Annotated in this window: 20 protein-coding genes and 1 pseudogene; 9 read left to right on the top strand and 12 right to left on the bottom strand. The window is 64.9% G+C overall.

The annotated features are described in order from the left end of the window. The first annotated feature begins 60 nt into the window (after nucleotides 1-60). Nucleotides 61-2,223: a response regulator gene (locus E4S58_RS00990; protein ID WP_136634462.1), complete on the top strand. Its 2,163-nt coding sequence runs from the start codon at nucleotides 61-63 to the stop codon at nucleotides 2,221-2,223. Nucleotides 2,224-2,327: 104 nt separating this feature from the next. After that, a complete protein-coding gene (locus E4S58_RS00985; RefSeq protein ID WP_136634461.1) occupies nucleotides 2,328-3,743 on the top strand; it encodes a lytic murein transglycosylase in 1,416 nt (471 codons plus the stop codon). Nucleotides 3,744-3,821: 78 nt separating this feature from the next. On the opposite strand, the gene E4S58_RS00980 is transcribed toward E4S58_RS00985, so the two are convergent. The 4 genes and pseudogenes from E4S58_RS00980 to E4S58_RS00965 form a co-directional block, all read right to left on the bottom strand. Then, nucleotides 3,822-6,761, bottom strand: a complete 2,940-nt coding sequence (locus E4S58_RS00980) for an error-prone DNA polymerase (RefSeq protein WP_136634460.1) — start codon at nucleotides 6,759-6,761, stop codon at nucleotides 3,822-3,824. 57 nt (nucleotides 6,762-6,818) lie between these two features. After that, complete coding sequence (locus E4S58_RS00975; protein WP_136635774.1) at nucleotides 6,819-7,607, bottom strand: metal ABC transporter permease; 789 nt, start codon at nucleotides 7,605-7,607, stop codon at nucleotides 6,819-6,821. 227 nt (nucleotides 7,608-7,834) lie between these two features. Further along, nucleotides 7,835-8,623 (bottom strand): annotated as a pseudogene (locus E4S58_RS00970) (metal ABC transporter ATP-binding protein); the annotation flags it as partial. After that, nucleotides 8,593-9,075, bottom strand: coding sequence for a Fur family transcriptional regulator (locus E4S58_RS00965; protein WP_136634458.1), 483 nt, complete (start codon nucleotides 9,073-9,075; stop codon nucleotides 8,593-8,595). The gene E4S58_RS00965 and the pseudogene E4S58_RS00970, both read right to left, overlap by 31 nt. Before the next feature lie 64 nt (nucleotides 9,076-9,139). On the opposite strand from E4S58_RS00965, the gene E4S58_RS00960 reads away from it, so the two are divergent. After that, entirely contained in the window at nucleotides 9,140-10,162 is a 1,023-nt protein-coding gene (locus tag E4S58_RS00960) for a zinc ABC transporter substrate-binding protein (RefSeq protein ID WP_136634457.1), read from the top strand. Between the two features lie 3 nt (nucleotides 10,163-10,165). Here E4S58_RS00960 and E4S58_RS00955 read toward each other — a convergent pair whose 3' ends face one another. Beyond that, the gene (locus E4S58_RS00955) at nucleotides 10,166-11,425 is read right to left on the bottom strand and encodes a glycerate kinase type-2 family protein (RefSeq protein ID WP_136634456.1); all 1,260 of its coding nucleotides are present in this window, start codon (nucleotides 11,423-11,425) and stop codon (nucleotides 10,166-10,168) included. A gap of 121 nt (nucleotides 11,426-11,546) precedes the next feature. On the opposite strand from E4S58_RS00955, the gene E4S58_RS00950 reads away from it, so the two are divergent. Further along, nucleotides 11,547-12,935 carry an aminotransferase family protein gene (locus E4S58_RS00950; protein ID WP_136634455.1) on the top strand — a complete coding sequence of 463 codons (1,389 nt, stop codon included), beginning with the start codon at nucleotides 11,547-11,549 and terminating at the stop codon, nucleotides 12,933-12,935. After that, nucleotides 12,932-13,339, top strand: a complete 408-nt coding sequence (locus E4S58_RS00945) for a GFA family protein (protein ID WP_136634454.1) — start codon at nucleotides 12,932-12,934, stop codon at nucleotides 13,337-13,339. The genes E4S58_RS00950 and E4S58_RS00945 overlap by 4 nt, the downstream gene beginning before the upstream one ends. Nucleotides 13,340-13,492: 153 nt before the next feature. On the opposite strand, the gene E4S58_RS00940 is transcribed toward E4S58_RS00945, so the two are convergent. Both E4S58_RS00940 and E4S58_RS00935 read right to left on the bottom strand, forming a co-directional pair. Continuing rightward, nucleotides 13,493-13,873, bottom strand: coding sequence for an HIT domain-containing protein (locus E4S58_RS00940; RefSeq protein ID WP_136634453.1), 381 nt, complete (start codon nucleotides 13,871-13,873; stop codon nucleotides 13,493-13,495). A gap of 9 nt (nucleotides 13,874-13,882) precedes the next feature. Continuing rightward, nucleotides 13,883-15,460 (bottom strand): DUF5928 domain-containing protein, encoded by a 1,578-nt coding sequence (locus E4S58_RS00935; protein WP_136634452.1) that lies wholly within the window; start codon nucleotides 15,458-15,460, stop codon nucleotides 13,883-13,885. Nucleotides 15,461-15,602: 142 nt separating this feature from the next. Between E4S58_RS00935 and E4S58_RS00930 the strand changes: the two genes are divergently transcribed. After that, nucleotides 15,603-16,421 (top strand): sulfotransferase family protein, encoded by an 819-nt coding sequence (locus tag E4S58_RS00930; protein WP_136634451.1) that lies wholly within the window; start codon nucleotides 15,603-15,605, stop codon nucleotides 16,419-16,421. Nucleotides 16,422-16,512: 91 nt separating this feature from the next. Here the strand turns inward: E4S58_RS00930 and E4S58_RS00925 are convergent, their stop codons facing one another. From E4S58_RS00925 to E4S58_RS00915, 3 genes are read right to left on the bottom strand one after another with little or no spacing between them, the layout of a single operon-like run. Then, on the bottom strand, nucleotides 16,513-17,619 hold the full coding sequence (locus E4S58_RS00925; RefSeq protein ID WP_136634450.1) for a CaiB/BaiF CoA transferase family protein: 1,107 nt from the start codon (nucleotides 17,617-17,619) through the stop codon (nucleotides 16,513-16,515). Then, nucleotides 17,619-18,284 (bottom strand): DsbA family protein, encoded by a 666-nt coding sequence (locus E4S58_RS00920; RefSeq protein WP_136634449.1) that lies wholly within the window; start codon nucleotides 18,282-18,284, stop codon nucleotides 17,619-17,621. Before E4S58_RS00920 ends, E4S58_RS00925 begins: the two co-directional genes overlap by 1 nt. Before the next feature lie 12 nt (nucleotides 18,285-18,296). Continuing rightward, the gene (locus E4S58_RS00915) at nucleotides 18,297-18,803 is read right to left on the bottom strand and encodes a DUF721 domain-containing protein (protein WP_136634448.1); all 507 of its coding nucleotides are present in this window, start codon (nucleotides 18,801-18,803) and stop codon (nucleotides 18,297-18,299) included. 105 nt (nucleotides 18,804-18,908) lie between these two features. On the opposite strand from E4S58_RS00915, the gene E4S58_RS00910 reads away from it, so the two are divergent. The 3 genes from E4S58_RS00910 to E4S58_RS00900 are packed head-to-tail and all read left to right on the top strand — an operon-like array spanning nucleotide 18,909 to nucleotide 21,417. Further along, nucleotides 18,909-19,970: an A/G-specific adenine glycosylase gene (locus E4S58_RS00910; protein WP_136634447.1), complete on the top strand. Its 1,062-nt coding sequence runs from the start codon at nucleotides 18,909-18,911 to the stop codon at nucleotides 19,968-19,970. A gap of 17 nt (nucleotides 19,971-19,987) precedes the next feature. After that, entirely contained in the window at nucleotides 19,988-21,118 is a 1,131-nt protein-coding gene (locus tag E4S58_RS00905; protein WP_136634446.1) for an alkane 1-monooxygenase, read from the top strand. Beyond that, the gene (locus E4S58_RS00900; protein WP_136634445.1) at nucleotides 21,115-21,417 is read left to right on the top strand and encodes an antibiotic biosynthesis monooxygenase family protein; all 303 of its coding nucleotides are present in this window, start codon (nucleotides 21,115-21,117) and stop codon (nucleotides 21,415-21,417) included. Before E4S58_RS00905 ends, E4S58_RS00900 begins: the two co-directional genes overlap by 4 nt. A gap of 86 nt (nucleotides 21,418-21,503) precedes the next feature. Here E4S58_RS00900 and E4S58_RS00895 read toward each other — a convergent pair whose 3' ends face one another. Together E4S58_RS00895 and E4S58_RS00890 are read right to left on the bottom strand one after the other, a co-directional pair. Beyond that, complete coding sequence (locus tag E4S58_RS00895) at nucleotides 21,504-22,595, bottom strand: site-specific DNA-methyltransferase (RefSeq protein ID WP_136634444.1); 1,092 nt, start codon at nucleotides 22,593-22,595, stop codon at nucleotides 21,504-21,506. Nucleotides 22,596-22,691: 96 nt separating this feature from the next. Then, nucleotides 22,692-23,324, bottom strand: coding sequence for a ribonuclease HII (locus E4S58_RS00890; protein ID WP_136634443.1), 633 nt, complete (start codon nucleotides 23,322-23,324; stop codon nucleotides 22,692-22,694). Nucleotides 23,325-23,468: the final 144 nt, after the last annotated feature.

Raw genomic sequence — 23,468 nt, 5'->3', positions numbered from 1 at the left:
TAAACGGATTTTTCACCAAGACCCGGGAAAGTGCGGCATGGTCGACGGAGAAGACGGAGCATGACCCTGGCCACCAAGCTTGCGGAGGAACGGCGCGCGCGCCTGGCCGCCGAACGGCTTTTGGAACAGAAACAGGCAGAGTTGCATGCGGCCAACCGCAAGCTTGGCCGTCACGCCCGCGCGCTGTCCGAGGAAATCGTCGAAACCCGGGCGCAGGTGCAAAGCGTCCAGGATGAAAACCAACGGGTCAAGCTGGACCTCTCGGTCGCCAACCAGAAGATCGAGGTGGCCGAACGGCGGCTGTGGCAGTCGATCCAGGCGATCGAGGACGGCTTTGCGATCTTCGACGCCGACGGGCATATGATCGCCGCCAACGATGCCTGGATCGACGTCTTCGACGGGGTCGACGAGGTCAAGCCGGGCGTGACCTTCGTACGGCTTCTGCAGATTGCCACCGAAGAGGGCGTGGTGGATATCGGCGATGCCGACCCTGCCGACTGGCGCCGCGCCGTGATGGAGAGATGGGAGGCACCGACGCCCGAGCCGATGATCTTCCGGCTATGGAACGGCGTGTCGATCAAGCTGGTGGAACAACGTGGCCACGACGGCGGCATCGTCTGCCTTGCGCTCAACATCACCGATACGGTGCGCTACGAAAAGGTGCTCAAGGCCGCGCGCCTCAAGGCCGAGGCCGCCAATCGCGCCAAAAGTTCGTTCCTCGCCAACATGAGCCACGAGATCCGGACGCCGATGAACGGGGTCGTCGGCATGACCGAACTGCTTTCGGACACGCCGTTGAACGATGAACAGCGCCTGTATGTCGAGACGATCAAGAATTCGGGCGAGGCGCTGCTGGTCATCATCAACGACGTGCTCGACTATTCCAAGATCGAGGCCGAGAAGCTGGAACTTCACCCCGAACCCTTTGATCTTGAACGCTGCATCCACGAGGTTGTGATGCTGTTACAGCCCGCCGCCCGCGACAAGGGGCTTGAGCTGATCGTGGACTACGACCTGTTCCTGCCCACCATGTACCTGGGCGATCCGGGGCGGTTGCGGCAGGTGCTGACCAACCTTCTGGGCAATGCGGTCAAGTTTACGCCCGAAGGCCACGTGATTACCCGCGTCGTCGGCCTGCCCGACACCGACAGCGGCGAGGTGCATGTGCACGTCACCGTCGAAGACACCGGGATCGGCATCGCCAAGGACAAGCAGCACCTGGTCTTCAGCGAATTCAGCCAGGTCGAGGATGGCAAGAAACGCAGTTTCGAAGGCTCTGGCCTGGGCCTTGCGATTTCTCAGCGGTTGATCCGGCTTATGGGCGGGCGGATCTGGCTGGACAGCGACGAAGGCGTCGGCGCGTCCTTCGGGTTCCAGATCACCCTGCCAATGGCCGAGGACATGGCCGCGGCAGATCAGCCCGTGATCGTTCCGCGAAACCTGGGCCGGGTGCTTCTGGTCGACGATCATGCCGTCAACCTCGCCATCCTGGAAAAGCAGATCGGCGTGCTTGGGGCGGAGACCGTCAGCTGCCGCACCGCGCAAGAGGCGCTTGAGCGGATCGATGACCGGGTCGACCTGGTAATCACCGACCACAACATGCCCGGCATGGACGGGATGGAACTGGCCGAGGCGCTGCGCGAGGCCGGGCACGAGGTCCCGATCATCATGCTGTCCTCGACCAGTGGCTTCGCCGAGATGGAGCCGGGCCGCCGCCATCTTGCCGCCGTCCTGCAACGCCCGACCCCGCGCCGCGACCTGTTCCGCGCGCTGGTCGGGATCGGCCCCGCCCCGCCCGTGCCGGACAGCGCTCCGGCCCGGGCTCGCCCCGTGATCCTTGCCGCCGAGGACAATGCGACCAACCGGCTGGTCCTGTCCAAGATGCTGGCGAATGAACCGGTCGATCTGCATTTCGCGGAAAACGGCGCCGAAGCCGTCGCATCGTGGAAGGCGCTGAAGCCTGACCTGATCCTGATGGACCTGTCGATGCCCGGCATGGACGGGACCGAGGCGACCCAGCACATCCGGACGGCCGAGCAGGCGGGCGGGCTGCTCCGGACCCCGATCATCGCCGTGACCGCACATGTCATGCAGGACGCCGAGGAAGAGGTGAAGCGGCTTGGAATGGATGGCTATGTCGGCAAACCGATGCGGAAATCCGCGGTTCTTGATCTTCTGGCCACGCGGATCGCCGACGTGCCCGGCCACGCGGCCGAGGCCTGAGCAGGGTGGCGAAGGTCCGCAGGGCGCACAGGCTTTACTTCCGATTCGGGGACAATCGCGGTAGGATCCGAAACAATGACAAAGAATACAGGCCGGCGGTTCCCATGCGCATCTCTCTGACAGCGGCCCTCGTGTCGCTTGGTATCCTGTTGTCCCACTCCGTTGCGGCGGCGGAACCGGTAAGCCGGTCTCTGCGCCCGATGCAGCGCCCCGCCGGTGTGGCCCCCGTCCCTGCCGTGGCGACTGTGGCCCGTCCGCAGTCCGACGCCGCCGCGTCGCTCGCCGCGGATACGATGGCGCGGCTGAACCTCGCCTCTGCCACGCCGCGGCCCGCGCGCAGCCTGCGCCCCAAGATCCGGCCCGCCGTGGTTCAGGCCAGCGCCGTGGACACCACGCCGCGACCGGCCGGGTTTCAAAGCTGGATCAATGACTTCCGCCCCCGCGCCCTGTCGCAGGGGATCTCTCCGGCGGTGTATGACCGGGTGATGGGCCGCGTCCGCTACCTGCCCGATGTCATTCGCCTGGACCGCAAGCAGTCCGAATTCACCAAGTCGACGGGCGAGTATCTGGACAGCGCCGTTTCGGATACCCGGGTGACCAACGGGCGCAGCAAGGCCGGGGACTGGAACCGCACCCTGACCGCGATCGAGGCGCAGTACGGCGTCGATAAGCGCGTCGTTGCGGCGATCTGGGGGATGGAGACGAATTACGGCGGCTACCGGGGCAAGACGCATATCCCCTCGGCGCTGGCGACGCTGGCCTATGACGGCCGCCGCGCGACCTTCTTTGAGGCGCAGCTGGTCGAGGTGCTGAAGATCCTGCAGCACGGCGACACCACGCCGGAAAACATGCTGGGCAGCTGGGCCGGCGCCATGGGTCACACGCAGTTCATGCCGACCTCCTACGCCTCTTATGCCGTTGATTTCACGGGCGATGGCCGTCGGGACATCTGGTCGGACGATCCGACCGATGCGTTGGCGTCGACCGCCGCCTACCTGGACCGGATGGGTTGGATCAAGGGGATGCCCTGGGGGCGCGAGGTCGTGCTGCCCGCGAATTTCAACTTCATGCTGGCCTCCGGACCGCGCAAGCTCCCGTCGGAATGGGCGCGGCTTGGGGTGCGGCCTGCCGATGGCGGCACCCTGCCCGACCACGGACCCGCGCGCATTCTTCTACCTGCCGGTGCCAAGGGCGCGGCCTTCCTTGTTTTCAAAAACTTCGACGTGATCAAGCGGTACAACAACTCGGACGCCTATGCGCTTGGCGTGGGGCACCTGGGCGATCGGATCGGGGGCGCGGGGCCGCTGCGGGGATCCTGGCCCGCCGGGGAACGCGCCCTGAAACGCGCCGAACGGCAAGAGCTGCAGACCTTGCTGACGCGCGCCGGGTTTTCGACGGGCGGCGTGGACGGAAAGATCGGGCCCAACACGGTCGACGCCATCCGCGACTATCAAAAGCGCGTCGGGATGGAGCCGGATGGCCATCCCTCGGTCGCGCTGTTGACGCGACTGCGCGGATAGCCATCTGTTTTTTTGCATTTTTCGGATTATGAGCTGATGACCTTCCCGTGTTGGCCCTGCGTCATGAAGGGCTGCGGATCACGGTCCGGGCAGTGCCACTGCCCCGTCGCGCAGGCGCAACCGCGCGCGCCAGGCCGCATGACCCGGTGTCAGCCCTTCGCGCAGAAAGGCCACGGGATGCGCCTTGAGCGACAGGCGCATGGCGACGAAATCCTCCACCACCGCCTCTCCCGGTGTCATCTGCGGCAGCAGGGCGGCGGGTTCGGTGATGCCCTCTCCGTCCATGTCACCATCGAACAGCGGCAGCGGGGCGCCGGGGCGCAGCGCCTTTGCTTCCCAGATGGCGGTGCGCCGGTCGATGCCGAGCGCGGCGAAGACATCCGCTTCGGCCAGCCGTTCGATCAGCGACGGAGGCACACCCGCGCGACGCCAGACATCCGCGACCGAGGTATAGCCGTTGCCCCGGGCGGCCGAGATCCACTCGGCCTCGGTCTCGCCGACGCCCTTGATCTGCCGGAAGCCAAGCCGCAGGGCCAAATGCGCGCCCTCCCGCTCCAACGTGTTGTCCCAATGCGAGGCATTGATGTCGACGGGCCGCACCTCGACCCCGTGCGCGCGGGCATCGCGCACGATCTGGGCGGGCGCATAGAACCCCATGGGCTGCGAATTCAGCAGCGCACAGGCAAAGACCGCCGGGTGGTGCCGCTTGATCCAGCTTGAGGCATAGACCAGCAGGGCAAAGCTGGCGGCGTGGCTTTCCGGGAACCCGTAGCTGCCGAAGCCTTCGATCTGCGAGAAGCATCTGTCCGCAAAATCCTCATCATAGCCGTTCTTCTTCATCCCCCGCATGAAGCGCGTCCGGAATTCGCTGACATTGCCGTGCTTCTTGAAGGTGGCCAGCGACCGGCGCAGGCGGTCGGCTTCCTCGGGTGTGAAGCCAGCGCCGATGATGGCTATCTGCATTGCCTGCTCCTGGAACAGTGGCACCCCAAGCGTCTTGCCCAGCACCCGGCCAAGATCGTCCGAGGGAAATTCAACCTCCTCCTCCCCGTTCCGGCGGCGGATATAGGGGTGAACCATGTCGCCCTGGATCGGGCCGGGGCGGATGATCGCAACCTCGATCACGAGGTCATAGAAACAGCGCGGCCGCATCCGGGGCAGGAAGTTCATCTGCGCCCGGCTTTCCACCTGAAAGACCCCGATCGTGTCGGCCTTGCACAACATGTCATAGACCTTCGGATCCTCGGGCGGGATGGTCGCGAGGTCCAGCGGCATGTTCTCGTGCCGGACCAGCAGGTCAAAAGCCTTGCGCACGCAGGTCAGCATCCCGAGCGCAAGCACGTCGACCTTCAAGATCCCGAGCGTGTCGATGTCATCCTTGTCCCAGCAGATGACGGTGCGATCCTCCATCGTTGCGTTTTCTATGGGCACGAGTTCATCAAGTCGGCCCTCGGTCATGATGAAGCCGCCCACATGCTGGGAAAGATGACGCGGAAACCCTTCGATTTCGTGAATCAAGGCCATGGTCTGCCGCAGCCGCGGATCGGTCGGATCCAGACCGATTTCCCGCATCCGCTGCGCCTCCATCCCGCCTGCGGCGAAAAAGCCCCAAAGCTGTGAAGACAAAGCGGAAATCGTATCCTGCGTCAGGCCCATGGCAGCCCCGACCTCGCGGATGGCGCGTTTGCCACGGTAGTGGATGACGGTCGCGCACAGCCCCGCGCGGTGGCGGCCATAGCGTTCATAGATATGCTGAATCACCTCCTCGCGGCGCTCGTGTTCGAAGTCGACGTCGATGTCGGGCGGTTCATCCCGTGCCTCGCTGACGAATCGCTCGAAGACCATGGTCCCGACCTCGGGGCTGACCGAGGTGACCCCAAGCGCATAGCAGACCACGGAATTCGCCGCCGACCCGCGCCCCTGGCACAGGATATTGCGCGACCGCGCGAAGGCGACAACGTCGTGGACGGTCAGGAAATAAGGTTCGTATTTCAGCTTCGCGATCAGCCTAAGCTCATGTTCAAGCGTACTTTTCACACGATCCGGGGCGCCATGCGGATACCGCCATTTCAGCCCGGCCCGCGCCAGGCGCGCCAGGCGCGCAGAGGGCGTTTCCCCTTCCGCGATCTCGCTAGGATATTCGTAACGAAGTTCGTCCAGACTGAAGGTCAGGCCATGTGTGAGGGCGATGGTCCGGTCCACCGCGCCCTGATGCCGCCCCAGCATCTGGCGGAGCTCCTGCTCCGACCGGAGCCTTTGTTCCCCGTTCGCAAGGGCGGCACGGCCAAGTTTATCGACCGGCCGCCCGGTGCGGATGGCCGTCAGCACGTCTGCCAGCTTGCGGCGGCGGGCATGGTGCATCATGGGCCGCGCACTGGCCACGGTCGACAGGCCCAGCCTTTCGGCGACGGCAGCCTGCGCGTCGAACCGCGCAGGATCCTGCCCGTCATACGCCGGGGCCATGACCAGCGACATCTGCCCGGCAAAGCGGCGCGTCAGCTGCTGCGCCTGTTGCCGCCACGCGCGCGCGCCGCGCGGTGAGGTCAGGCTGACTGGCGGATGGAGAAGCAGATGCACGGCCTCCATCCCGTTGTCGAAAAGATCGTCCATCGTGAGGTGACAGGATCCTTTCGGCGCCCGCAATCGACCGACCGACAGCAGTCTGCACAGCCGCCCCCAACCGACCCTGGTCTGCGGCAGCGCGGTGATCTCGGCCCCATTCATAAGCCGCAGACGGGCGGCGGGAATCAGGCGCGGAACCTGCGGTCGGGGTGGACGATGGCCGGGTTTGAGCGGCCCCATGGGCCCGTGACGTGCATCCCAGGTGTCCCGTTCGCGGATGGCGCGGGCAATCTCTCGGGATTGCTGATGCGCGCGCACGATGCCCGCGACAGAGTTTTCGTCCGCAATGGCAACGCCTTGCAGGGCGATTTCCTCGGCGCGCAGGATGTATTCCTCGGGGTGGGAGGCCCCGGTGAGAAAGGTGAAGTTGGATGTGGCACACAATTCACTGAACATCGTGAGTCGTGACTATATTCACGTTTTGTTCTCGTTTGAACTGTAACTTGAGAGTCGTCAGCGCATCGGGACCAGACGGAGGAGCGCGAAGAGAGCAACAGACACCGCCACGATCGACGGCCCTGCCGGGCTGTCCAGCACATAGGACATGACGAGGCCGCCGATCGCAGAGACAGCTCCGACCGCGATGGCCGATCCCAACATGCGCTCGGGCGTGCGCGACAGCGGGCGCGCGGCGGCTGCGGGGATCACCAGAAGGGCCGTGATGAGCAGGGCTCCGACAACCTTGATCGCCAGGGCGACCAGAAGGGCGAGCGCCAGGGTGAGAATCCGACGATCCCGGTCGGGGTTGAGGCCGGACGACCATGCAAGGTCGGGATTCACCGTGGCAGTCAGCAAGGACTGCCAGCGTGCCCCGATCACGATGATGATCGCCAGGGCCCCGGCCCAGATGACCGCGACGTCCGACCAGGAGACTGCGAGGATGTCTCCGAAAAGATAGGCCTCAAGGTTCAGGCGTGCCCCTGGCAGGAAGCTGACGGCAATCAGGCCTATGGCCAGCGCACCATGGGCCAGAACCCCAAGCAGGCTGTCAGCAGGCAGACCAGGGCGGCCTTTCTCCATCGCCGCGATGGACAGCGCCATGACGACTGCAACCCCGGCGACCCCCATGTAAACGGGCAGCTGCAACATGAGGGACAGGGCGACTCCCAGGATCGCGGCATGTGCGGTGGCGTCGCCGAAATAGGCCATGCGCCGCCAGACGACGAAGACGCCCAGCCAAGGGGCCGTGATGGCGACGCCAAGCCCGGCAAGCGCGGCCCGGATCATGAAGTCGGCAAACAGGCCGGTCATTTATGGGGTGCTTTCGTGGTTGGGCAGTGTGCGGTCCGGGTAAGGCCGCCGTCAGAAGGCTGGTCTGTCAGAGGTTCGACCAAGCCTGGCAGGGTCGAGACAACCGGGCCCGCGTCGTGCCGGGATGGCCGGGTCGCGTCCGTGTTCCGCGCAGTATCGGACTGCGCCGCGTGATCGTGGTCCGCGCCACGCACGTGGTCATGGTCATGGTCATGGTCATGGTCATGGTCATGGTCATGGTCATGGTCATGGTCATGGTCATGGTCATGGTCATGGGAGTGATCGTGTTCATGCCGGTACAGGGCAAGCGCGCCATGTGTCCCGGTGCCGAACAACGCACGGTATTCCGGGGCGGACCTGACAAGTTCGGGCGTGCCTTGGCAACAGACATGCCCGTTGAGGCAAATGACGCGATCGGAGGCGCTCATCACGACATGAAGCTCATGGCTCACCATCAGCACAGCCGCGCCCGTTTCGCGACGAAGCTCCTCGATCAGGGCATAAAAATCTGCCGAACCGCGCTGGTCCATGCCCTGCGTCGCCTCGTCCAGCATCAAGAGGTGCGGGTCGGTCAGAAGGGCGCGGGCCAGGAGGACGCGTTGATATTGACCGCCCGACAGATCGTTCAAGGCGCGCGAGCCAAGCCCGCCAACGCCGACCCGGTCAAGCATGGCGGCCCTGGCCGCTGCGGGTCGACGGCGTGGCAGGTCCAGAAACCGGTCGACTGTAAGTGGCAGGGTCGGATCGATGGCAAGTTTCTGCGGCACATAGCCAAGCCGCAGGCCCGGCGCGCGCGCAATCCCCCCGGCGGACGGCGGCAGCGCCCCGACCAGAAGCTTCATGAGGGTGGACTTGCCAGAGCCGTTCGGCCCGACGATGGTCACGATCTCTCCACCATCGATATGAAAATCAACGCCCCGCAGCGCCGGGGTCGGCCCATATTGCGCAGAGACCCCCTGCGCCTCGATCAGTCTCGTCACGCGGCGGCCTCCGCGCAGGTGGCGCATAGCCCCTCGACCTCGACCGTCGTACGTTCGACCCGAAAGCCCTCGGGCAGGGTGGCGAGCGCGCCGGGCACCTCGGCCACGGTTTCGCAGTTCCGGCAGATCAGGAAGGCCGGCGCATGGCCGCCGTTGTCAGGATGGGGGCAGGCGACAAAGGCGTTGAGCCGTTCGATTCGATGCGCCAGTCCATGATCCATCAGGAACCCGAGCGCACGATAGGCCACCGGCGGCTTCGACCCAAAGCCTTCGGCATCCAACCGCGCCAGCACATCATAGGCCCCCATTGGCCGGTGCCCTTCCAGCAGGATTTCAAGGGTCCTGCGTCGAACCGGTGTCAGGCGCGCGCCAGCGTCGGCACACAGTCGTTCGGCCGCCGACATGGCATCGTTGATGCAATGGGCGTGGTCGTGCGGCTGGAATTCACGCGGCGGCGGTGGCGTGTCGGCTCTGGACATCTTGTTACGTTATCACATATAGAGCGACGCAGTAAACGTTATATCATAACAAAACGGACAGACAATGCGCCTCACTCCCCCCGCCATTCTGCTGACCCTTTCCGCCGGGATCGCCCAGGCCGCGCCACCAGAGGTGATCACCGACATTCCGCCGGTGCATTCTCTGGTCGCCCAGGTGATGGAGGGGGTCGGAACGCCGCAGCTCCTGCTGCCTCCGGGCGGGTCGCCGCATGGCCACCAGATGCGCCCGTCCGAGGCGCAAGCGTTGCAGGCGGCCGGGATCCTGTTCTGGATCGGGCCGGCACAGTCCCCCTGGCTGGCCGAGGCGTCAAACCAATTGGGCCACGACCTGAGATCCGTCGCCCTGATGGAGATCGACGGCACCGTTCTGCGCATGGGCGGACACGATCATTCTGATCACGCGGCGGAGCATGACGATCATGCCGACCATGATCACGGTCACGATGATCACGGTCACGACGATCACGAAAAAGAGCATGGATCAGAGGCACATGAAGAGCACGAGGACCACGACGCGCACGAGGACGCGCACCATGCGGGCGATGGCCATGACCACACCGGGCTTGACCCACACGTCTGGCTGGACCCCGCCAATGCGTTAATCTGGCTGCCGGAAATCGCGCATCACTTGTCGGATGCCGATCCGGAAAACGCCGCAACCTATCGCGCGAATGCCGAAGCTGCGATGGCAGGCATCAGTGGCTTGAAGGCCGATATCGACGCCCGGCTGAAAGGGCTGGATGGCGGCTACGTTGTCTACCACGACGCCTATGGATATTTTACCGACCGCTTCAACCTGCCCCCTGCCGGGATGATCACGGACGGCGATGCGACGCCGCCGGGCGCGCGGCGCCTGGCCGACCTGCAGGCCGAGGCCGCGGGAATCAAATGCCTGTTTACCGAGCCGCAGTTCGACAGCCGGGCGGCGCAGCGCCTGGCCGAAACCCTGGATGCACAGGTCGGCGTTCTGGATCCGGTCGGATCCACGCTTGAGCCCGGCCCGCAGCTCTACACACAGCTGCTGGACGGGTTGGCGACCGCACTGTCCGACTGCCTTGGCGGCTGACTGCTAGCGGATCAGGATGGCGCGGAAATCGTTCACGTTCGTGCCTGTCGGACCGGGCGCGAAGATCTGGCCGCAGGCATTGAACGCGGTCCAGGCATCGTTCTGCGCCAGCGCCTCGGCCGGGTCGATACCGGCCGCGCGCATCCGGGCACAGGTCTGACCGTCGGCAAAGGCGCCGGCGTTGTCCTCACTGCCGTCGATGCCATCAGTATCGGCGGCCAGCGCCATGATCCCCTGCTGGCCTTCGATCGCCAGCGCGAAGGCCAGCAGGAATTCCGTGTTGCGCCCGCCCTTGCCCTTGTGGCGCAGGGTCACGGTCGTCTCTCCGCCCGACAGCACCAGGCAGGGCCGGGCGAAGGGGCGATCCCGCAGGGCGACTTCACGGGCGATCGCAGCATGGGCGCGGGCGATATCACGGGCCTCACCCTCCATCGCGTCAGACAGGATATGCGCCGGGATACCCTGCGCGGCGGCGCGGGCGGCGGCGGCCTCCAGGGATCGCGCGGCCGAGGCGATGACCTGCACCGTGTTGCGCGCCAGCCGGGGGTCGTCCGACGCGGGCGCGTTTTCGGAGGCCTTGGCGAGGTGGTCCAGGATGCTCTCGGGCAGGGAAATGTTCCAGGCCCGGATCGCCGCCATGGCTGTGGCGCGGGTGGCGGGGCCCGGCACCGTGGGGCCCGACGCGACTTCGGCCGGGTCATCGCCCGGCACGTCCGATACGACCAGCGTGGCCACGCGGGCGCGGGTCGCGGCGGCCAGCCGTCCGCCCTTCACCCGGCTGACCTGCTTGCGGATCGCGTTCATCACACCGATCGGCGCGCCCGACGCCAGCAGCGCTTCGTTCAGCGCCTGTTCGTCCGCCAGCGTCAGACCGTCAGGCGGCGCGGCCAGCAGCGCGGATCCGCCGCCTGTGATCAGGGCGACGACCAGGTCATCCTCGGTCAGATCGGCCAATAGCGCCAGAACCTCTTGCGTCGCGGCCTCTCCGGCCGCGTCAGGCACGGGATGCGCAGCCTCCAGCACTTTCAAAGATTTGCACGGTACGGCATAGCCATAGCGGGTGACCACGATGCCTTCGACCGGGGTGGGCCAGGCAGCCTCGAAGGCCTGCGCCAGTTGCGCCGCGCCCTTGCCCGCGCCGATCACCACCGTGCGGCCCTTGGGCGGATCGGGCAGATGGCCGCGCAGCGCCTCGGCCGGGTCGGCGGCGGCCACGGCGGCCTCGAACAATCGGGTCAGGAAAACGGTATCATCAGGGGTCATTGCGATAGCCTAGCGATGCGACGAGGCGCTGCAAGCGCCATGCGTCGCCGGATTGCCAAGCCCAAATCGCGAGCGTAGGCTTTGCCAAATCCCAATGCCAAATCCCGATGGAGGACATCCCATGGACGGCGAATTCCGCGACAACGACATTTCCAAGATCGTGGAGGCCGACAAGGCGCACGTCTGGCACCACCTGATCCAGCACAAGGCGTTCGAGACCGGCGAGCCGCGTATCATCACCGAAGGCAAGGGCATCCATGTCTGGGACCAGCGCGGCGTGAAGCACCTTGATGCGGTGTCGGGGGGCGTCTGGACCGTCAACGTCGGCTACGGGCGCGAATCCATCGCCAACGCGGTGCGGGACCAGTTGATCAAGCTGAACTATTTCGCGGGGGCTGCGGGCACGATCCCCGGCGCGATCTTTGCCGAGAAACTGATCGAAAAGATGCCGGGGCTGACCCGCGTCTACTACTGCAACTCGGGGTCCGAGGCGAACGAGAAGGCCTTCAAGATGGTCCGCCAGATCGCGCACAAGCGCTATGGCGGCAAGAAGACCAAGATCCTGTACCGCGACCGCGACTATCACGGCACCACCATCGCCTGCCTGTCGGCCGGAGGACAGGATCAGCGCAACGCGCAATACGGCCCCTTCGCGCCGGATTTCGTGCGCGTGCCGCATTGCCTGGAATATCGCGCGGCCGATCAGGGCGCGCCGGTCGAAAACTACGGCGAATGGGCGGCCGATCAGATCGAACAGGTCATCCTGGCCGAAGGACCCGATACCGTGGGCGCGCTGTGTCTTGAGCCGATCACGGCAGGCGGCGGCGTGATCGTCCCGCCCGAGGGCTACTGGCCGCGCGTGCAGGAAATCTGCCGCAAGTACGACATCCTGCTGCATATAGACGAGGTCGTCTGCGGCGTCGGACGCACCGGCGAATGGTTCGGCTACCAGCACTACGGGATCGAGCCGGATTTCGTGACGATGGCCAAGGGCGTGGCCTCGGGCTATGCCGCCATCGCCTGCTGCGTCACCTCCGAGCGCGTCTTCGAGATGTTCAAGGACAACGCCGAGGATCCGCTGAACTACTTCCGCGACATCTCGACCTTTGGCGGCTGCACGGCAGGGCCCGCAGCCGCGATCGAGAACATGCGCATCATCGAGGACGAGAACCTGCTCGACAACACGGTCCAGATGGGCGCGCGCCTGATGGCCGGGTTCGAAGGGCTGGCCGAAAAGCACAAGGTCGTGGGCCAGGTGCGCGGCAAGGGGCTGTTTGCCGGGATCGAACTGGTCGCGGACCACGATACCCGCGAACCGGCGGACGAAAAGAAATGTGCCCAGATCGTCGCCGAATGCGCCAAGCGGCAGGTGATCATCGGCGTCACCAACCGGTCGATCCCCGGCTACAACAACACGCTCACCTTCTCTCCGGCGCTGATCGCGACGGAAGGCCAGATCGACGAGATCGTGAATGCGGTCGACGAAAGCCTGACCGCGGTCTTCGGATGAGCATCACGGGCCGCTGCTACTGTGGCGCCTGCACCTACGAGGTGACAGGCGCGACCTTCTTCCATGCGCAGTGCCACTGCCGGGAATGCCAGTACATTTCCGGCGGCGGCCCCAACTACTTCATGATGTGCAAGGCCGAGGACTACCGGATCACCAAGGGGACCCCCACGGCCTTCGCGCGCCCGGACCTCGACACCCCTGTCACGCGCCATTTCTGCCCGACCTGCGGCACGCATCTGAACACCTATCCGCGACCGTCGATGGTGGTGATCAAGGTGGGCACGCTGGACGACCCGGCGGACTACCCGGGGCCGGAAAGCGCGATCTACACCTGTGATCTGCAGTCCTTCCACCAGATCCACGAAGGCCTGCCGCAATTCGAAAAGCTGCCCCCGCGCGGCTAAGCTCTTCATCTTGCCAGAAATACTCCGGGGGAGGCTTGAGCCCGCAAGGGCTCAAGCGGGGGCAGCGCCCCCTCCTCCATTCGAACTCCGGGCACGCAGTTTAAGCTCGCGCTAGGGCCCAAACAGCGGCAAGGCAGCGCCCCCTGCCCCGCGTCAGTCGGCCTTCTGCAGCATCCGTCCAAGGGGACGCCCGCCCAGGATATGCAGGTGGTAGTGCGGCACCTCCTGCACGCCGTGTTCGCCCGCGTTCGAGATGAACCGGCAGCCCTGCCCCTCATCGGCGCTGACGCCCAGCTTGCGGCAGACCTGCGCGACGACGCGGTTGAAATCCGCGATCTCGGCATCCGACGCGGACTCGGCGAAATGGTCGTAGGTCACGTACGCCCCCTTGGGGATCACCAGCACATGCACCGGCGCCTGGGGATAGATATCCTCGAAGGCCAGCGTGTGGTCGGTTTCCACCACGGTCTTGTTGGGGATCTCCTTGCGCAGGATCTTGGCAAAGATGTTCTGGTCGTCATAGGCATAGGCCATTCGGGAACCTCAGTCGGCAAACAGGTCAGGGTCTTGCGCCAGTTCATGCGCCACGGCGGGCGGAACGGCAAGGAAATCGGCCAGGGCCCGGGCATTCTGTTCCTGCGTCGCGGCCTGGCGGATACGGTGAAGGTTGGCGAAGCCGGCATCGCGCAGCCGATCGCTTTCCATCGCGATGGCGTTGCGCACCGTGGGCAGCAACCGTTCCATCGCGGCTGCGCCCGTGTGATCCGACGCCAGACCGGTCCGAAGCGCATGGCCGCGCAGATAGGCTTCGTCGACCTCGCAGTCGATCTCCAGCAGCGTGGTGGTCGACCGGTCGGCGCAGAAATCCTCGATCAGGTCGAGACTGCCGGGATCCAGGCAGATGATCATCCGGTTCGTGTCGAAGTAATCGAACAGCATGCGCAGCAGCGCCCGGCGATGTCGCGTCCGCTTGGCCAGGGTTGACTGGATGCCGCCCAGGTCGGGCAGGACGGCACGTTCTTCATGAAACAGGTATTCGACGGCCGGCACCCGGGTCACACCGCGCATCCGCGCCACCAACCGTTTCGCCACGTGCCACTTCTTGCAGATCACGATCAGAAGCTCGCGGTCCCGGCCAAGCGTGCTTTCGTTTTCCCAGAACCGCGGCGCAAAGCGGTTCCCGATCCGCCCCCGCCCCGCGATGAAGCGATACAGAGCGCGCCCCTCGCCGGTGATCGTGAACTCTGCCGTGTCGTCGTTGTAGACCGCCCCGAGGCGTTCCTTCAGGGTGTAGGCTTCGGGGCTGACCTTGCGGGCGAACAGGAAATCCTGGCCCAGCAGCAGATCGTAGTGATCGTTGTAGAAGGTCACCGGCATCCCGTAGTCGGTGAACATCAGGAAGGTCAGGGTGCGGCTTTCGATCTCAGAGCCGGGCACCAGGTGGCGCACCAGGGTCTGAAAGAAGGTCTCGTCCGGAATCCAGGTCGAGGCGAAGAACCGCACGACATCCCGACGCCGTGCGACAAAATCCATCACGGCCTCGATGGTGCGGCGGCGCAGGCACCACCACTGGCTGCCAATCTGGATCTGCAGATCACCGGGGATCGCGCGGGCCAGCCCCAGGCGGCGCTGCCAGTCAAGGCTTTGATAGAAAAGCCACTTGTGCTTCCGCTCGTTGAAGAAGTGGCGATAGATCAGCCGTTCGTCCTTGATCCCGGTCTTGATCCAGTCACTGCGGAAGAAATCGAAGCTCTCGATATAGTCGACTTCGCGGCTGTCCAGGAAATCATGCGCGTAGCGTGCGGATTTGATCGGAACGCAGTCGCCCGACATCATGTAGAAATGCGTGGCGCGCGGAAAGGCCTCCAGCGCGGCCTCGACCGCCGACAGGGTTGCCGCGACAAGCGACCAGGCACCCCAGCCACAGCGATGGCGGCGGGTGGCGAAGGTGACGTTGGGATTGTCGGCCAGACGGTCCCGGATCGTCTGGAACGCCAGCTTGCCTGCATTGGCATCGAAGTGGATGGCGACATAATCCCCCGCCGCAGTCAGCCGCTCCGCCTGCGCAATGATCGCATCGGGGTCTCTGTGGCACAGCAGGATGTAAGCAATCGTCGCCATTTCAGGAACAATACCCGGGGTTTGGCGCGGGGTGTAGTGATCCTTTGTGGTTTTGCCCAATTGATATTGCGGCCGATTTTTGCTTTCTAACCGCACTAAGCGGGGTGCGGCACAACTGCCCCGCGCAAGGGAGGCAAGGCAGATGGGGTTCCCCGGCGTCTGGATGACGGAAAGCGAAAGCGTCGTGTACCGCGTGGTACCGAAGTGCGCCTGCTCTACCATCGGGCAGATCATGTACTACTCGGATCACGGGCGGTTCTACGACGGCGATATCCACGATTCGACAACGGGCCTGCACAAATGGGCGCAGGACCACAGCCAGGGCCCGATCGAGGCGAACGTCTCGGCACATCGCAGCTATGCCTTCACCTGCGTGCGCAACCCCTACACCCGGATCCTCAGCTCGTTCTTCGACAAGATCTGCGGCATCCAGCGCAACGGCAACCGCTACCGGGGCAACCTCGTGCCGCTTCTGGTGCAGAAATACGGGATCGAGGTCGGCGGCGACGACGGCAAGGAAGAGTTCGACCAGATCCGCAGCTTCCGCCGCTTCCTGCTGTTTGCCCGCGACACCATCCGCTGGCGCAAACCGATGGAACCGGACATCCACTGGTCAGCCATGTCGGGCCATATCTCGACCTTCATCCTGAATGGCGGCCGGTATGACCAGATCTTCTGGACCGAGGATTTCAACGACGGGATGCAGCAGGTTCTGAACAATATCGACACGGCGTATCCGGTCGACCTGGGCCAGATCCCGCGCTTCAACGAAAGCGAAGGGCACGGTCCGAAACGCGCGCATCCGGTCGAAGACTATTTCGACGACCTGTCGATGCACCTGGTCTACGAGATGTACAAACGCGACTTCGATCTCTTCAAATACGATTTCCACGACCCGGCCAACAAGATGCCGGTCGGAGAGATCGACCTGGACGAAGTGCACGCCAAGCTGGGCGACTGACCCCCACCCGCGCCTTTCGGCCTGTTTCTTTTTGCCAAAAAATATCCCCGCCGGAGGCATCCGACGGGGAGGTATTCTCAAACGTCCAAGGTCAGCGCGGCAGTTTCGGCGACGCCTTGTCCAGCTTCAGCTCCGCATCCGAAAACCGGAAGGGTGCCCGCACGCCCGGGACGCCTTCGGGATCGATCCGCATCTCGCGCGCGACGACCTGCGGATCCTCGAAGACCTCCGCCATGTCGTTGATCGGCCCGGCGGGGATGCCCTTGGCCTCGCAGCCGGCCAGCAGGTCGGCCTTGGTAAAGCGCAGGCAGGCCTCCTGGATTCGGCGGATCATCTCGGGCCGGTTCGCGACGCGCGACGGGTTGTCGATATAATCGGGGTCCGTCTTCATGTCGGCCAGGTCAAGGATATCGCACAGCCGCTGGTACTGCGCGTCGTTGCCGGTGGCGATGATGATGTGCCCGTCCGAGGTCTCGAACACCTGGTAGGGTGTCAGGTTCGGATGATAGTTCCCGGTCCGCGCGGGCGGCGTGCCGGTGGACAGGTAGTTCATCGCCTGGTTTGCCGTGACCGACACCGCGCAATCCAGCAGCGCCATGTCGATGTGCTGCCCCCGGCCGGTGACGCTGCGCTGGTGCAGCGCGGCCAGGATCGCGGTGGTCGAATAGACCCCGGTGAACAGATCGGTGATCGCCACGCCCGCGCGCAGCGGCTGGCCATCGGGTTCGCCGGTCAGTGACATCAGCCCGGACATGCCCTGGATGATATAGTCATAGCCCGCCCGGTGCGCATAAGGCCCGGTCTGGCCAAAGCCGGTGATCGAACAGTAGATCAGGCGCGGGTTCACCTGCGCCAAGCTGTCGTAATCCAGCCCGTATTTCTTCAGTCCGCCGACCTTGAAGTTCTCGATCAGGATATCCGCGTCCCGCACCAGGTCACGCACCTGCGCCTGGCCTTCGGGGGTGCGGAAATCGCAGGCGACCGAGGTCTTGCCGCGGTTGCACGAATGGTAATAGGCGGCCGAATGGTCTTCGTCGCGATCGATGAAGGGCGGGCCCCACTTGCGCGTGTCGTCGCCGTCGGGGCTTTCGACCTTGATGACCTCGGCACCGAGGTCAGACAGCGTCTGACCGGCCCAGGGGCCGGCCAGAATGCGTGCAAGTTCAACGACTTTCAAGCCTTGAAGCGGAGTGGTCATCAGCTCTCCAGCGCGGCGTCGAGCAGCGCCTTGAGGTCGTTGTAGTTCATGTTCGAATGCTTCTCGCCGTTGATGAACAGCGTCGGCGTTCCGGTCACGTCGTCTTCGGTGGCGTTCTTCTGGAACCATCCCACCAGCGCGCGTGCCTGGTCTTCGTCGGCAAGGCAGGCTTCCATCTGCTCGGACTCGAGCCCGGCGATGCGGCCGATCTTGCGCAGGCGTTCGGCGATCCCGGCGGGGTTACCGTCGCCGATCCACTGCTTCTGCTGGTCATAGAGCATGTCGGAAATGCCGAAGAACCGGGTCGGCTCGCACCGCGCGATCATCGCCGCCCACAGGCCGAACTGGTCGAAGTAGACGTCGCGATAGACGAACTTCACCTTGCCGGTGTCGATGTAGTCGCGCTTGAGATCCTTGAAGACCGCGCCATGGAAGTTCGCGCAGTGCGGGCATGTGAACGACGCATATTCAGTCAGCGTAACCGGTGCATCTTCGGCGCCCAGGGTCATTTCGACGATGCCCGAGGTGTCGGTGGCATCGCCCGAGGCCGGGGTGACCGTCGCGATCGACGGCAGGGCCGGGGTCCGGGTGCTGTTGAGCCAGAGGCCACCAGCGGCCACGACAGCGGCAGCCGCGCCGCCCATCAGAAGAGTTCTGCGGTCCATGAAGGGTCCTTCCTACTTGTTCTGTTTGCTTAGAACATTGCGTGCCAGCGCCTCAAGCGCCGATCTCAGCCCGTCATCGCCCACACCATCGGCCACGTCGCGGGCCTGGCTGAGGACTTCGGGCGTCGGGGCCGGACGGGCCCCGGGTTTCGGTTTCATCGCAAAGTCGACCTGCCCCTCGGCAAACCCGGTCGCGGCCGTCTGGGTCACGCGGACCCGGGCGATGGCGTTGTAGCCATAGACGGCGTTGACCTTTTCGCGCAGCTGTTCCTTCTGCATCTCGACCATCGGGGCCATGGGGCCGGTGGTCAGCAGGGTCAGCGTCGCGCCGAATCCCTGTCGGCCATAGTTGACGTCGACGGGTCGCGCCATGGCGGCCAGTTCGCCCGCGATCTCCTCCCAATGGGTCAGAAGACGCGTGACGGCAAAGCCACGGGTTTCACCGGCCTTGCGGATCCGGCTTTCCAGCAGCTTCGAGGCGCTTTTGAAACCATATGTCGTCGTGTCGCGGCGGGTCATCTTTTGCCTTTGCGGGTTGCGCCCTATCCTAGTGGGATATTCGGCAGGGGCCAGAGGCCTTGCGCCGTCGTAAACAAAGCGTGACGACTACGGATCGGGGGGCGGATGAGCAAGGCCAAGGCAGCAGATCTTCTGGCGTGGTACGACGTGCATGCGCGCGACCTGCCGTGGCGTGTGCCGCCGGGGTCGAACCTGACGCCCGACCCCTACCGCATCTGGCTGTCCGAGGTGATGCTGCAACAGACCACCGTGGCGGCGGTGAAGGATTATTTCACCCGGTTCACGACGCTCTGGCCGACGGTCACGGATCTCGCCGCGGCCGAGGACGCGCGGGTCATGGGCGAATGGGCAGGGCTGGGATACTATGCCCGCGCCCGCAACCTGCTGAAATGTGCGCGGGTCGTGGCGAATGATCTGGGCGGCGTCTTCCCGGACACCGAAGAGGGCCTGCGCACCCTGCCCGGCATCGGCCCCTATACGGCGGCGGCCATCGCGGCCATCGCCCACGAGCGGCAGGCGGTGGTGATGGACGGCAATGTCGAACGGGTCATGGCCCGCCTGCATGACATCCACACCCCCCTGCCCGCCGCCAAGCCCGAGCTGAAGGCCGAAGCCGCCGCCCTGACCCCCGCCCTGCGGCCCGGTGACTATGCGCAGGCCGTGATGGATCTGGGAGCGACGATCTGCACCCCGCGATCGCCCGCCTGCGGCATCTGCCCGTGGCGCACGCCCTGTGCCGCGCGGGTCGCGGGTACGGCAGCCGAGCTGCCAAAGAAGACGCCCAAGAAGGCCAAGCCGGTCCGGCTGGGCATCGCCTATCTGGGCCGCACCCCCGACGGTGGCTGGCTGCTTGAACGGCGCCCCGATCGCGGTCTGCTGGGCGGGATGCTGGGCTGGCCCGGCACTGACTGGGCCGAGGCCACCCCGAACGACACCCCGCCCCTGCCCGCCGACTGGCGCGACGCCGGCGCCGAGGCGCGCCACACCTTCACCCACTTCCACCTGCGCCTTGCGCTGCGCGTGGCCGTGATCGACCCGGCGCAGATCCCGACCGACCGCGCCTTCGAGGTACTGCCGCCCGCGACCTTCCGCCCCTCGGACCTGCCGACGGTCATGCGAAAGGCATTTGACCTTGCCCGCACGGCCATGGAAACTCTGCCCGACTGACGGGACCGGAGCCGCAGATGAGCACGACACCCCTGGCCAACCTTTCCAGCGCGCTGCCTTTCTGGATGACGCTGATCAACCTGCCCCTGGCGGTGATGGGCACGCTTTGGGGCGGCTGGTACCTGGCGCTGCTGCCGGCCTATGGGCTGATCACGGTACCGCTGCTTGATCGGCTGATGGGTCTGAACACCACCAACGCGGACACCGACACCGACGAAGCGGACCTGTTCTGGTACCGCGCGATCACGATGATCTGGGTGCCGGTGCAATTCGTGCTGTTGTTCTGGATCATCGGCTACGTCGCCGCCAACCGGCACCTCAACTGGGTCGAGCTGATCGTGCTGCTCTACGGCGTGGGCATCATGACCGGCGCGGCGGGCATCGTCTATGCGCACGAGCTGATGCACCAGAAGAACGCCCGCGAACGCTGGCTGGGGGACATCCTGCTGTCGATGGTGCTGTATTCGCACTTCCGGTCGGAACACTTGCTGGTGCATCACACCCATGTCGGCACGCCCCGCGATGCGGTGACGGCGCGCTACAACGAAAGCTTCCTGCGCTTCTTCCCGCGCGTGCTGGTGGAAAGCCTGGGGTCGTCCTGGCGGGCCGAAGTCGCGCTGCTGAAACGGCGTGGGCTTGCCGCGCTTCACGCGCGCAACCCCTTCTGGCGCTACGCGGCGTTGCAGCTGGGGATGCTGGTGATGGCGTTGATCGTGGGCGGCTGGTACGGGTTGGGGCTGTTCGTCGGCCAGGCCTTCGTCGCCATCTGGATGCTCGAGCTGACGAATTACGTCGAACACTATGGGCTGACGCGGAAATACCTGGGCAACGGCAAGTTCGAACACGTCAAACCGCACCACTCCTGGAACGCCGCACACACGGCATCGAACTGGCTGCTGATCAATCTGCAGCGTCACTCGGACCACCACTACAAGCCCGACCGCCGCTTCCCGCTGCTGCAGACCTACGGCGAAGACGAGGCGCCGCAGCTGCCCTACGGCTATCCGCTGATGACCGCGCTTGCGATGGTGCCGCCGGTCTGGCGCCGGATGATGAACCCGCGCGTGCGCAAGTGGCGGGGCATGTACTATCCCGAGATCACCGATTGGGATCCCTACAAGCAGGGGCGGCACGAGGGGCTGTCGTGATCGTCGTGGTCTTTCGCGCGCACCGCACGCCGGTCGGGCTGGGGCCCGACTACCACGATGCGCTCAGACGGATGGAGGAGATCGCCACCACCATGCCCGGTTACATCTCTCACAAGGGATACGTGGCCGAGGACGGTCAACGGCTGACGCTGTTCGAATGGGCCAGCGAAGACACCCTGCGCGACTGGGCCCGGCACGCCGATCACATCGCGATCAAGAAGGTCGGGCGCGACCGGTTCTACGCCGACTACCACCTGCAGGTCTGCAGCGTGCTGCGCGAAAGCCGTTACAACCGCTAAAAAATCGCCCTGCCGGCGAACGGCAGGGCATAGGTAGGCTCCGCCATGAATAGCGGTGTGTGGGCGGAGCCAGGCGTTGGAATGGATCAGTTCATCTCGGCGCGGATCTGCTGGCGCAGCAGGTCGATCGGGATCACCTTGCCGTCCTTCTTGAAGTTCCAGTAGGTCCAGCCGTTGCAGGACGGGGCGTTTTCGATATGCGCACCGACCTGGTGGATCGATCCGTTGAAGCCGTCGGTGGCCAGCGTGCCATCGGCGCGCACACGGGCGGCCTGACCACGGGCGTTCACCAGCATCTCGCCGGGGCGCAGCATGCCGCGTTCGACCAGCTGGCCAAAGGGAACGCGCGGCTCGGCCCGCTTCGACGCCGACACCTGCAGCGCCTCGCGGTCGAACTTGCGGACCTTGGCGATGCGCGCCTCGGCGACCTTGCGATAGGCCTCCTCGCGTTCGATCCCGATGAATTCACGGCCCAGCATCTTGGCGACGGCCCCGGTGGTGCCCGTCCCGAAGAACGGATCCAGCACGACGTCGCCGGGATTGGTGGACCCGATCAGCACACGGTGCAGCAGGCTTTCGGGCTTCTGCGTCGGGTGGGCCTTGTCGCCGTTGGAATCCTTCAGCCGTTCATGGCCGTTGCAGATCGGCAGAACCCAGTCGGACCGCATCTGCACGCCTTCGTTCAGCGATTTCAGCGCCTCGTAATTGAAGGTGTATTTCGCGCCCTCGGCCTTCGACGCCCAGATCATCGTCTCATGCGCGTTGGTCAGCCGCTTGCCGCGGAAGTTCGGCATCGGGTTCGACTTGCGCCAGACCACGTCGTTGAGGATCCAGTAGCCCGCATCCTGCAGGGCCGATCCGACGCGGAAGATGTTGTGATAGGATCCGATCACCCAGATCGCGCCATTGGGCTTCAGCAGGCGCCGGGCGGCGGCCAGCCAGTCGCGCGTGAACTTGTCATAGGCGGCAAAGCTGTCGAACTGGTCCCAGTGATCGTCGACCGCATCCACTTCGGAATTGTCGGGACGATGCAGCTGACCCTTGAGCTGCAGGTTGTAGGGCGGATCCGCAAAGATGAGGTCCACAGAGGCCTCGGGAAGCGAATTCATCACCTCGATGCAGTCGCCTGCCATAATCGTATTGAGAGGCAGAAATGCCTTCGGATCGGTTCGTTTCATCTTTGTCTGGCCTCTGGTTCGGCACCGTTTTCCGGCGCTCGTTGGGATGGCCAAAGGATGATTCAACAGCGATTCGCGGTCAATTTCTTTTTTGATTCAATGGGTTACTATTCGGGCTTTACACAAGATGTTGTGGACCGGCTTGAAGGATTTCCTATGGTGTGGGGTCACCCCTAGGGCTTCAAGCGCCGAAATATGGCTTTTTGATGGATATCCGGCATTTGTCTCCCATCCATAACTGGGAAACTGTTGCGCCAAATCCCGCATGATGGTGTCGCGTGCGATTTTCGCGGCGATCGACGCGGCCGAAATCGACACCGACCGGGCGTCCCCCTTGACCACCGCCGTCGCGGGGATCGTCAGGCCACGGGGAATCAGGTTGCCGTCGATCAGGCAGTGATCGGGCGGCAGTGACAGGCCCGCCACGGCGCGCTCCATCGCAAGGTGGCTGGCGCGCAGGATGTTGATCTCGTCGATCTCCTCGACGCTGGCGTGGGCGACGCTGACCTCGGCACAGGCCATCAGCTCCTCCAGCAGGGCCAGGCGCCGCTTCTCGGTCAGCTTCTTTGAATCGTTCAGACCGGCCGGGATCCGCGCGGGGTCCAGCACCACGGCGGCGGCGGTCACCGGCCCTGCCAGCGGGCCACGGCCGACCTCGTCGACGCCCGCGATGCGCAGGAGGCCACGGTCATGCAGGTCGGTTTCGAAGGAATAATCAGGTCCGGACATGCCCTGACCTACCCAACCCCGTCCCACAAGAAAAGCCGCCTGCTTCCTCTGGTTCCAATATCCTGGGGGTGAATTGAGCCCTCTGGGCTCAAGAGGGGGCAAAGCCCCCCTGCCCCCGCAATGGAAGAGGGAGGGCGCAGGCCC

Origin of the sequence: Pseudooceanicola onchidii (assembly GCF_004959925.1) — a bacterium.
Classification (GTDB): domain Bacteria; phylum Pseudomonadota; class Alphaproteobacteria; order Rhodobacterales; family Rhodobacteraceae; genus Pseudooceanicola; species Pseudooceanicola onchidii.
This window is presented reverse-complemented; position numbering and strand designations above follow the sequence as displayed.